The sequence below is a fragment of the Nitrosomonas sp. Nm166 genome, assembly GCF_900112825.1.
In the GTDB taxonomy this organism is placed as follows: Bacteria; Pseudomonadota; Gammaproteobacteria; order Burkholderiales; family Nitrosomonadaceae; genus Nitrosomonas.
In genome coordinates this window covers 1-11793 of record NZ_FONE01000060.1, presented here as the reverse complement: position 1 = coordinate 11793, position 11793 = coordinate 1, and the positions used below count along the sequence as shown (strand labels likewise).

Genomic DNA, 11793 nt, shown 5'->3' with positions numbered 1-11793 from the left:
ACCGCCTTGATCAGACGCTTCCTGAGATCATTCGATAAGGGTTTTGGCATATGTCACCTCCTCATAGCAAGATCATCAACTATATCTCATCCTTTAAGAATCCTTATCGACTCTATTTAAGTGCAGAATGCTCTAGAATAAGTGTGCCTGATTTCCATTTTTAATGATTCGATAGGGTGATTATTTACGTGTTTCGACTTGCATCAAGGGGCCTGTTTCGGTAGCGATAACATCCTTGATTTTTCTTCTCGGACGTTTAGGAATGATGACTTCTTCCGCAATTACTTCAACTTTTTCTGGCGGAGTTTCAATCATAACAAGACCGCTTTTTTTAAAATCCGGCAATTCTTTAGTAAGACTGGATTCCGATAACTGGGGCGCCGAGACAACAGTAACAGGTTGGTCAGTACTGATTGTTTTTAAATAATCACTGACAGGTGCTTCGGTAGTTATCTTTTCAGTCTGATATTTCTCGGCTGTGACTTCTGGCAGATCACCATTGAAAGAAATTTTTTCAGACATACCATCACCATCAGCTTGTATCGAAAGACGAGCTGCTGGCTTTTCAGTATCTGATAACATATGCAGTGAATCACTTTCATTAGTATCAGTTTGCTCAAATGCTAAATCCTGATTCTCAGCTGAATTTTTATCGCGAGTCGATTGAGTGCGATTTTTATTGCTACGGTGTCGACGTAAGCGTCTACGACCCTCTGTTTTTTGTGAGCTACTCTCAGCGCTTTCTTTTTCTATGGCCGGCAAATCCTCGGTCAGCACGTTTTCAATGAGATTTGAATCTAATTGCTGAGCAGGTTTGTTTTTTTTGTCTTTTTGCTCTGTAATTCCCTTGTATTGAGGCGATTGTTCCGAAACAGAGCTATTATGGCCTGGGTCTATTAAGTCACTTTGTCTGGATTGCTTAGCACGTTCATTTCGGCTTCGTCCACGGCGGTTACGTACACGTGCACGATCTTGTGTTGTTTTAGGCTTATCAAAGAGTTGTTTTGTGGCTTCTAGGTCAGTTTTTGTTTCTTCTGTATTAGCAGGTTTAAACCAGCTGAAGAATTTGTCTAGAAGAGATGAATCTCGTGATCTGTCTTCACGGACAGGCGCAGGCTGGGCAGGTGTTATACCTTGAACCGCAGCTTGAAGGCGAACGGGCTTAAATTTCTGATCAGCTGATATCCAGGTATTTTCTTCAGCAGTCTTCTCCACCATTTTATAACTGGCCATCGCTTCATTCGACTTGATGTCTTCATGGCGCAAACGCGTAATGGTGTAGTTAGGGGTCTCTATATGAATATTAGGTATCAGAATGATATCTATTCTTTGCCGTGCTTCAATATCATAAATTTCCGCACGCTTTTCATTGAGCAGGTAAGTGGCTACATCGACTGGAAGCTGAACATGCAAAGCACTGGTATTTTCTTTCATGGCTTCTTCTTGGATGATTCTTAGCACATGAAGTGCTGAGGAATCGGTTCCTCGAATAAATCCTGTACCATTGCAACGCGTACATGGGATATAGTTGCTTTCGCCCAGCGAAGGGCGCAATCGTTGACGTGACAGTTCTAATAAACCGAAGCGCGAAATTTTTCCTACCTGAATGCGTGCACGGTCTTGGCGTAATGCTTCGTTCAATCTGGCTTCGACTTCCCTTTGATTACGCGCTACATCCATATCGATGAAATCAATGACGATCAATCCCCCTAAGTCACGAAGTCTCAATTGACGTGCGATTTCATCTGCTGCCTCAAGATTGGTATTGAGTGCGGTATGCTCGATATCTAATCCTCGAATGGCACGTGCTGAGTTCACATCGATTGATACTAAAGCTTCAGTATGATCAATTACAATCGCACCACCCGAGGGAAGGGAAACCTGCCTTGAATAAGCCGTTTCAATTTGATGTTCAATTTGAAAGCGTGAAAATAATGGCACATTATCATGATAGAATTTAAGGCGATCGACATTCGCAGGCATTACATGCGCCATAAACTGACTGGCCTGTTCATAGATATCACGGCTATCAATCAGAATTTCACCGATTTCTTGATTGAAATAATCACGGATAGCACGGATCACTAGACTGCTTTCTTGATAGATTAGAAAAACCCCATCCTGATTATTAGCAGCCTCTTCAATGGCAAACCAGAGTTGTGTCAGATAATTTAAATCCCATTGCAGTTCCTCCAGGCTTCGACCAATTCCAGCAGTTCTGGCAATGATACTCATTCCTTCAGGCACTTCAAGTTTTGCAATGGTTTCACGTAAATCGTTGCGTTCTTCACCGCTTATTCGACGGGATACACCACCGCTATTGGGATTATTGGGTATCAAAACCAGATATCGACCAGCAAGTGAAATGTAAGTCGTGAGTGCAGCGCCCTTTGTCCCGCGTTCATCCTTATCAACTTGTACAATCAGTTCTTGGCCTTCATGTAAAAAATCTTGAATCCGGCTGTTGGCTGAGTCAGCATTTTCACTGAAGCATGATGGGGCTATTTCTTTGAAGGGCAAGAAGCCGTGGCGCTCGCAGCCATAATCTACAAATGCAGCTTCCAGACTAGGTTCTATTCGTGTGATAACAGCTTTATAAATATTGCTTTTACGTTGTTCTTTGCTAACCGATTCTATGTCAAGATCAACAAGTGTTTGACCGTTGACAATTGCGACTCGCAACTCTTCCGGTTGTGTCGCATTAAATAACATTCGTTTCATTTACAAACCTTACGTGTTTTATTTATAAGTACACTATCAACAAAACTGTTGGATAGTTTTTCTGGTAAACGTAGTTGTAATGACGAGGTTTTGTTTTAATAATTTTATTATAATATTTATTTATCAATTATATAGTTCTTTTTATTAAATATATTGTTGACTTTGCTATCTATTTTTTGAAAAATTTTTTTCAATCATTAGTTAATAAGAATTTTAATTTTGCTTCCTGTTAATTTTATTAACCGTGTTTAAGGTACCAGATTTTACATAAAGTTCCAAATGAACTTTACATTATGCCAATTTTTATTAATGCGTTTGCGATAACAATAAGTCAGGTTGTTTCTTAATAAATGGATTTGGGTTTTTGTAAGGATTCCAAAAAATAAAAAATGCGCGAGTTCTTCTTATAGCTGAAAATTGTAGTTACCTTGAGGATTATAAATAAAATTAAAGACTTAAAAAAGAAGGATGTGTCTATTCTACCCCTAAAAAAATTAAGCATTCAAGATGAGGAAAAAGGCCAACGGATTGATAATTTCTTATTTAGGCATTACAAAAATATACCCAAGAGCCATATATATCAATTGCTAAGAAGTGGACAGATACGTGTGAATAGCAAGCGGATTAACGCCAGCTATCGTTTAGAAATAGGGGATATCATACGAATTCCGCCGATTAAAATCGCAGAAAAAAATTTTATTCAGAAAACTCCTCTGGCTTTATCAAGTTTTTTCACTTTTGAAAAATTATTTGAAGATGATGCATTATTGATTATTGATAAACCAGCCGGTATGGCTGTTCATGGTGGAAGTGGTATCAGCTTTGGTGTCATTGAACAATTACGTGCACAAAATTCATCCTGGAAATTTCTTGAATTGGTGCATCGCTTGGATAGAGAAACATCTGGTGTATTATTGCTTGCCAAGAAACGGAGTGCTCTGGTTGATTTGCACCGGCAAATCCGCGAAGGTCTAACGGAAAAACACTATCTAGTGATGGTCAAGGGCGAATGGCGCAATTCCAAGCAACATGTGAAACTGGCTTTGAATAAGTATATTACTGCTGCGGGTGAACGGCGTGTTGCGGTATCGACCGGTAAGCGCAAAGATAGCAAACCGATGTTGGCTCATACAATATTTAAACTGCAAAAGTCATGGAAGAATTTCAGTTTACTGGACGCTGAATTAAAAACCGGGCGCACACATCAGATTCGCGTTCACCTCGCTCATCTAGGCTTTCCTATTATCGGGGATGATAAATATGGTAATTTTGAAATTAATAAGTTACTTGCGAAAAATCTTAATCTTACGCGAATGTTTTTGCATGCGCATACAATGCAAATCATCCATCCAATTTCAGGAGAGCGCATGAAATTACAATCGCCTTTGCCTGAAGATCTGCAGAAATTTTTAGATGGATTGGACAAATCATGCGGTACCTATTGGGGTTAATTTTTATTGAAATTCCTCATCCTTTGTGGGCGAGGTTCTTCAATTGAGAAATGATATAATGCTGCCGCTATTAGATGTTTGGGTTTGCGGCAACTTGTTCACTTTTAAACATGGTTTGTAAAACTTCCCAAACATTTTCTACAATTTTTTTCTGCGCAACTTCATTAGGGTGTATTCCGTCAGTTTGGAAAAACTCGTGCTTGTCACCAAAACCAGCCAGGAGAAAGGGTATTAATTTAAGTTGATAAGCTTCAGCTAACCGCGGAAAGATGGCTTCAAACTTTTGTGTATAGGACGCGCCATAATTAGGAGGTAGTCGCATCCCAGCAAGTAAAACCAATGTATTATTTTGTTGACATATTTTAATGATAGCTTCCAGATTTTCATAGATTGATTTAATCGGTGCACCGCGCAAGCCATCATTAGCGCCAAGCTCAAGAATAACAATTTCAGGGTGATGTGTCTTAAGCGCCTGTTCAATTCGATTGCGGCCTCCAAGCGTTGTTTCACCGCTGATACTTGCGTTGATGATTTGATAGCCAGCAAATTTAGACTGTAGCCGCTGTGTGAGTAAGGCAACCCAGCCAGCTTCCGTCGGCATGCCATAGCTGGCAGATAGGCTATCACCAAAAACCATTACAGTTTTCGAAGACGTAGCTGCAGCGGGAGCAATAAAAGTAAAAAGGAAAATCAGAATAATAAGGAAATTTTTTTTCATGTCAGATAATCTTGTTAAACAACCCATTCTTTGGACTCATGCACTTACCAAGCAAGTCAGTACGGGTGATGAACAGTTAACCATATTGCAAGATGTTAACTTACAAGTCAATGCAGGTGAAGCGGTTGCAATTATAGGCGCTTCCGGTTCAGGTAAATCTACTTTATTAGGATTACTTGCCGGGTTGGATCTACCGACTTCAGGGAAAGTTCATCTGGATAATATTGATATTTTCACGTTGGATGAGGATAGCCGAGCTACTTTGCGGAGCAAGATTCTGGGTTTTGTATTTCAGTCATTTCAATTACTTCCTGCACTCACAGCGCTTGAAAATGTAATGTTACCACTTGAACTTACTGCTGTCAGCAATGCCGAAGCGACAGCACGTCGATTGCTGGATCGTGTTGGATTAGCAATGCGCTTGTATCATTATCCTAAACAATTGTCTGGTGGTGAGCAGCAGCGGGTTGCGATTGCGCGTGCTTTTGCGACTGATCCAAAATTATTGCTAGCCGATGAGCCTACTGGAAATCTTGATTCAGCGACCGGTATCCAAATCATTGAACTCATGTTTGAGCTCAATCGTGAACATGGTACGACATTGGTTTTGGTTACCCATGATGAAGCTTTGTCACGGCGGTGTTCACGTCAAATCCGATTAGCAAATGGCCAGCTTGTGCAATAGTGTTATTGTCTATAACTAACAAATTGAACCTTAATAGTATTTTTGTTAATAAACACCTTCAAGAAGGTAGCATTTTTCTTCATGAGTCATTTTAAACTTTCATTTCGCATGTTGCATCGGGATTGGCGCGCGGGTGAGCTCAATGTTTTGATATTAGCCTTGGTTATCGCAATCAGCGGATTGACCACGGTGGGCTTTTTTGCTGATCGTGTAGAAATGGCACTGGCCCGTGAGAGCAATCAACTGCTCGGAGCAGATTTACTGGTTATTTCCAGTCAGCCTTTACCAGAACACTACGCAGATGAGGCCGGTCAGCTCGGATTGGCTGTTTCAAAGGTAACCAAATTTCCTAGCATGGTTTCGAATGGCGACAGCAATCTTCTCGTAGAAATCAGGGCGGTGACGGAAGGCTATCCACTGCGCGGGCGCGTGCTTCTGGCCAGCAGATCATCAGAAACACTGACAGCACAACCAGAAATTCAGGTAGCAAGCCGAATTCCACAACCAAGCACTCTCTGGGTAGATGAAAAAGTCATGACGCGGCTTGATCTTAAAGAGGGGGATGTGGTTGATGTCGGCACCGCTCAGCTGACCGTGGCCGAGCTTGTCGTGCGCGAACCGGATCATTCGGTAGGATTTGTTAATATGGGACCGCGCATCATGATGAATGCGGTTGATTTGCCGAATACCGGTTTAATACAGCAGGGCAGCCGGATTTCCTATCATCTGTTGGTGGCGGGTGAAGTAAAAAAAGTACAGCAGTTTCGCGATTGGGCGCAAGCCCAGCTTACCAAAGGGCAGAGAATCGAAGGTATTCGCGATGCGCGCCCCGAAATAAAAGCAGCATTGGAGCGCGCAGAAAAATTTCTTAGCCTTGCGGCTCTAGCGAGTGTTGTCCTGGCAGCGGCGGCTATTGCACTGGCTGTACGCCGTTTTACGCAGCGTCACTTGGATGGCTGCGCAGTCATGCGAAGCCTGGGGGCCAGCCAGAAACAATTGTTGTATTTATATCTGTATTATTTTATTGCGTTGGGTGTTATCGCCAGCAGTATTGGCTGTTTGATCGGCTTTGCAGCTCAAGAAATCCTCGCATACTGGTTGACAGGCATTGTCGAAACTGCATTACCTTGGCCCAATGGGTGGCCTGCAGTGCATGGCTTGCTGGTTGGCTTGGTATTGTTATTGGGTTTTGCATTGCCGCCTGTGCTGAATTTACGCAGCGTTCCCGCATTACGGGTATTGCGCAGAGATATCGGTCTATCCAATGCACACAGCGTGGCAGGCTACTTATTGGGATTGACGGCTTTGTCGCTGTTATTCATCTGGAAAGCGCAAGACCTGAAACTGGGCTTCTATATCGTGGCTGGATTTATCTCGGCCATTGTTATTTTTGGTTGCCTGGGCTGGCTGCTGATCAAAGCGTTGTCGGGCCTGCGTCATCAAGCCGGTGGTGTCTGGCGCTATGGCTTGGCCAGTATTTACCGACGCGCGGTTTCGAGTGTTTTGCAAGCGGTGGCGCTGGGATTGGGTTTGATGGCATTGCTGGTGCTGACACTGATCCAGGATGATCTGATCGATGATTGGCATGCCAGCTTGCCTCCGGATGCACCAAATCATTTTTTGGTGAATATTCAAAGAGACCAATTGCAATCATTGGAAGAGTTTTTTCAGCAATATGCGATTGAACATCCTCCTATATTTCCGATGGTCAGGGGCCGGCTGATCAAAATTAATGGTAAAAATGTATCACCGGAAGATTATGCGAATGATCCACATGCTGAAAGGCATATTCGGCGCGAATTCAATTTGTCTTGGGCGAGTCAGCTATCGCCGGATAACCAGATTGTTCAAGGTTCCTGGTGGAATGAGGATACTGATGAAGCCGTTTTGTCGATTGAAGAGGGCATTGCCAAAACAATTGGTGTCAAGTTAGGTGATGAGCTGACTTATGACATTGCAGGCAGCCATTTTTCCGCCAGAATCACCAATGTGCGGAAAGTGGATTGGGATACCTTCCGGGTTAATTTTTTTGTAGTGGTGCCGCCTGGCGTGCTGGAAAATTATCCGGTTAGCTATATCACTAGTTTTTATGTGCCGCCCACAGAGATCGGTATGATTCATGAGCTGGTCAGGACTTTGCCAAATATTTTGGTGGTTGATGTAGCGGTGGTTATCAATCAAGTGCAGCAAATGATTCGGCAAGTCTCCCAAGCCATTGAGTTTGTTTTTCTGTTTACGGTACTGGCTGGCTTTGCTGTGTTGTATGCAGCAATTGCCGCCACACAAGATGAACGCATTTATGAAGCAGCCATTTTCAGAGCGCTGGGTGCCAGACGCGAACAACTGTCACGCGCCTGGGCGGCTGAATTTGCGATATTGGGTGGGCTGGCCGGATTATTTGCGTCTGCCGGTGCCACTATGCTGGGTTACATCATTGGAAAGTATGTATTGCATCTTGACTATACTTTTAATCCCTGGATCTGGCTGGTCGGTACATCCATCGGTGTGATCGGGGTTTTGGTGGCTGGTTTGCTGGGCACGCGTTCAGCGCTGTCAAGCCCTCCGTTATTAACGTTACGCAAAGTTGGGTAATCAATTTCGTGAGTACGATAATTTCGCCGGCATCAATCCTTGGTTCGCAATCACCTCAACTCAAAGCACTGCCGCCACTAAGTTTGTATGTGCATATTCCATGGTGCCTGAAGAAATGTCCTTACTGCGACTTTAATTCACACGAGATACGCGGCGAGAGTACGCAGGTATCCGAGAAAGCCTATGTTGCAGCGCTGATACAGGATCTCGAGTTGGCTTTGGCAGATGTTTGGGGACGGCGACTGTGCAGTGTGTTTTTTGGCGGCGGCACGCCGAGTTTATTCAGTGCTCAAGCGATTGATACAATATTGACGGCAGTACGGACCCTGCTGCCACTGGAGCACTTTGCCGAAGTGACGTTGGAAGCCAATCCCGGTACCTTTGAAGCGCAAAAATTCGCTGATTTTCGTAAAGCAGGCATTAATCGCCTGTCGATCGGCATCCAAAGTTTTAATCCACAGCATCTGCATGCATTAGGCCGTGTGCATGATGATCAGGAAGCGCATCGCGCGGTGGAAATCGCGCTGAAGAATTTCGACAATATCAACCTCGATCTGATGTATGCATTACCCGAGCAAACGCTGGAAGAGGCGCAGGCAGATATCAAAACCGCATGTGCTTTTGGAGTTACGCATATTTCGGCCTATCATTTGACACTGGAGCCTAATACGCTGTTTCATCGTTTTCCTCCGAAGCTGCCTGAGGATGAACAAGCGGCGGCGATGCAGGACATGATTGAGCAAACGACCGCGAGCCATCAATATCGAAATTATGAAACTTCAGCGTTTACACAGTCAGGCAAGGAATCGCGCCATAACATGAATTACTGGTTGTTTGGAGATTACATTGGTATCGGCGCAGGCGCACACAGCAAAATCAGTTTTGCGGATAAAATCGTGCGGCAGATGCGCTATAAGCAGCCGAAAGAATATTTGGCCAAAGCCCAGGCAGGTGAGTCATTGATCCAGACAAGACATGAATTGACTGCTGAGGACCGGGGATTTGAATTCATGATGAATGCATTGCGGCTTAACGGAGGATTTGACGCACTCCTGTTCCATGAACGCACAGGCTTGCCCATTACCGCCGTTCAAAAACAATTGGATGAAGCCGAGCAACGTGGCTTACTGGTACACGATCATCATCGCATTAAACCCACCGTGCTAGGCAGGCGCTTTCTCAACGATCTTCTGCAAATTTTTTTGCCTGAAAAAACAATCTGATTATGCGCTAAAATCGCAGCCTCCAATTTGTCATTGCAGGAGTGCTTAACATGGCGTATGTAAAACCGGAAGAAATCGTCGAAAACATGTTGCAGGCGGGCGCCAAAAAGGCGGGGCTACCGACCAGACAGTTGCTGATCCGCGGCTTTCTATCAGGTGCTTTTCTCGGTTATGCCACCACACTGGCGATTCTGGCGGCGACTCAAACGGGCTGGGGTATTGTGGGTGCGCTAGTGTTTCCGGTGGGCTTTGTCATGATCATTCTACTTGGACTGGAACTCGCCACCGGTAATTTCGCGCTGATTCCAATCGCGGTCAAGGATCAAAGAATTCCATTCGGTCACTTATTGAGGAATTGGACCTGGGTGCTATTTGGCAACTTAATCGGCAGTATCACCTATGCGTATTTGTATTGTGTCGTAGCAACCAAAATGGGATCGATCGACCCGGCCACCATTCCTGCTTTGCAACGAACAATCGTTATCGCAGAGACCAAAACGCTCGAATATGCAAAGCTCGGCCTGGATGGCACGATTGCTGCCTTTACCAGCGCACTGCTATGTAACTGGATGGTGACTTTGGGTGCCGTAATGGCATTTACCTCCACCACAACCATCGGCAAGATTGCTGCCATGTGGCTGCCGATCATGACGTTTTTTGGCCTCGGCTATGAGCATGCCATTGTCAATATGTTTGTGATTCCTGCCGGCATGTGGCTGGGCGCAGATATCACATTGGCTGACTGGTGGGTATGGAATGGACTGCCGGTGATCGCTGGCAATCTGTTCGGTGGCATGATTTTTACCGGGTTTATGTTGTATTGGAGCTATAGCAAGACGAGTCATTAATAGATAGAGTAAGCACATAATCACTAGGCTTATTCTATTAAGCGATAGTTGAAACTTAGCAGATAAAAATTTCAATCGACCCTTATGATTTTGGGGTTGAATGTCTTATCTCGATTCAGCAAAATAGTATTTAATACAGAAGGAATAAGCCGATACTCTCGTCATTGATTTTTGCTTATTCAATCCCATAACCTATATTGTTCCTGAAACTGTCCTTTTAAAAATTATGCCTCGGGCTGGTGCTTTACTTCCCTTATCTCGTGAACACCATACATCACTGGTGGTCGCGCGAGCTGCCCGGAAAGCTGCAGATGATAAGGGCAGTGCTGTTTACTCGGCGCTAGTGCGTATCGAAGAACATTGGCATGCAGTGTTGGCTGCTCACTTTGCGCAGGAGGAGCAGTTGATCCATCTTGCAGCAGATACGCTCGATCCTGAGTCAGTGGCGCGCATTTTTACCGAGCATGCTGAGTTGCGCACGCTCGCTTGTGGACCTTGTGCGCTCGAACCCGCCTTGCGCCTGCGACGGTTTGCTGATCTTCTCGCTGCTCATGTGCGTTATGAGGAGCGCGTGCTTTTTCCACAGTTGCAAGCACATCCCTGCATTGCCGCTAAAGCCACATAAACCAACCCATTCAGAGAGGTGATAATGAATTTCCCTGATTTTTATGAACATGCACCAGTCGTGCGTACCTATGATCCTTTTGCTGCTATGTTGGGCGCAGCCAGCAATGGCCGGCTTGACTATCACTATGCGGACGCCGTGCGCCTGGCTGGGCATTCTTGTCCTACTGTTGCTGGCGCATTTCTGATCGGACGTGCGGCACTGGCTGCGCTTTATCCGGATGGGCCTGCCGAGCGTGGCAACGTTGCCGTGCGCATGCCGGCACCGGAAGATGAAGGTACTACCGGTGTGATGGCGCAGGTGCTGACGCTTCTGACTGGTGCTGCTGCCGCCAATGGGTTTCAGGGTATGCGCGGGCGTTTCAGGCGCAAAGGATTGCTCAGTTTTGCAGATCGTCGTGAAAGTGAGGCGATCACTTTTAAGCGCCTCGATAACAACGTCAGTGTAGCTGTGACACTCGATGTTTCCTTGATACCCGCCGATTCCGCTCAGGGAGAGCGTTTAATGGCTATCCTGCAGGACCGTGCTGATGCTTCTCAGCAAATTGCTTTTGCCAATGCATGGCAAGAACGCGTACGACGATTGCTGCTTGAATTTGCCGATGATCCACGGGTAATACGCCTCACAATGATGAATTAAAGCGACTAATTTCGTGGTAGTGTAGATGAAATAATGTCCGAGGCAGACTCACGCTCTGGCTTTGACGCTCAAGCTAACTTTCGGTACATTTGCCTGTGATAAATGGTCATTTATTCCCTTATCTTCCAAGAGCTTGTATGAAGAATCTTATTTCAAGGGGTTTTATTTTTTTATTAATAACATTCATTGCGCAGGGAGTTTTAGCGCAGAAGAGGATTTATTTGGCTCCTGATGATCACACTGACTACATGTGGACGGCGGATGAAGCGGAATATGAGGATGCGTTTCTGA

The 11793-nt window shown here is 44.8% G+C and carries 9 protein-coding genes; 7 read left to right on the top strand and 2 right to left on the bottom strand.

Annotated features, from left to right (window positions below; translation table 11 throughout):
* Nucleotides 1-180: 180 nt before the first annotated feature.
* Complete coding sequence (locus BM021_RS13625) at nt 181-2721, bottom strand: Rne/Rng family ribonuclease (RefSeq protein ID WP_090721560.1); 2541 nt, start codon at nt 2719-2721, stop codon at nt 181-183.
* A gap of 470 nt (nt 2722-3191) precedes the next feature.
* On the opposite strand from BM021_RS13625, the gene BM021_RS13620 reads away from it, so the two are divergent.
* On the top strand, nt 3192-4172 hold the full coding sequence (locus BM021_RS13620) for an RluA family pseudouridine synthase (protein WP_256207932.1): 981 nt from the start codon (nt 3192-3194) through the stop codon (nt 4170-4172).
* A 70-nt stretch (nt 4173-4242) separates the two neighbouring features.
* Here BM021_RS13620 and BM021_RS13615 read toward each other — a convergent pair whose 3' ends face one another.
* Entirely contained in the window at nt 4243-4890 is a 648-nt protein-coding gene (locus BM021_RS13615; RefSeq protein WP_090721558.1) for an arylesterase, read from the bottom strand.
* Between BM021_RS13615 and BM021_RS13610 the strand changes: the two genes are divergently transcribed.
* The 6 genes from BM021_RS13610 (at nt 4889) to BM021_RS13585 (ending at nt 11502) form a co-directional block, all read left to right on the top strand.
* Nucleotides 4889-5575 carry an ABC transporter ATP-binding protein gene (locus BM021_RS13610; RefSeq protein ID WP_090721557.1) on the top strand — a complete coding sequence of 229 codons (687 nt, stop codon included), beginning with the start codon at nt 4889-4891 and terminating at the stop codon, nt 5573-5575. The genes BM021_RS13615 and BM021_RS13610 overlap by 2 nt on opposite strands.
* Nucleotides 5576-5656: 81 nt before the next feature.
* Entirely contained in the window at nt 5657-8167 is a 2511-nt protein-coding gene (locus BM021_RS13605) for an ABC transporter permease (RefSeq protein ID WP_090721556.1), read from the top strand.
* A 17-nt stretch (nt 8168-8184) separates the two neighbouring features.
* On the top strand, nt 8185-9390 hold the full coding sequence (gene hemW / locus BM021_RS13600; RefSeq protein WP_090721561.1) for a radical SAM family heme chaperone HemW: 1206 nt from the start codon (nt 8185-8187) through the stop codon (nt 9388-9390).
* 50 nt (nt 9391-9440) lie between these two features.
* Nucleotides 9441-10238, top strand: coding sequence for a formate/nitrite transporter family protein (locus BM021_RS13595; protein ID WP_090721555.1), 798 nt, complete (start codon nt 9441-9443; stop codon nt 10236-10238).
* 226 nt (nt 10239-10464) lie between these two features.
* Nucleotides 10465-10863: a hypothetical protein gene (locus tag BM021_RS13590; protein WP_090721554.1), complete on the top strand. Its 399-nt coding sequence runs from the start codon at nt 10465-10467 to the stop codon at nt 10861-10863.
* A 24-nt stretch (nt 10864-10887) separates the two neighbouring features.
* A complete protein-coding gene (locus BM021_RS13585; RefSeq protein ID WP_090721553.1) occupies nt 10888-11502 on the top strand; it encodes a hypothetical protein in 615 nt (204 codons plus the stop codon).
* The last annotated feature ends 291 nt before the right edge of the window (nt 11503-11793 follow it).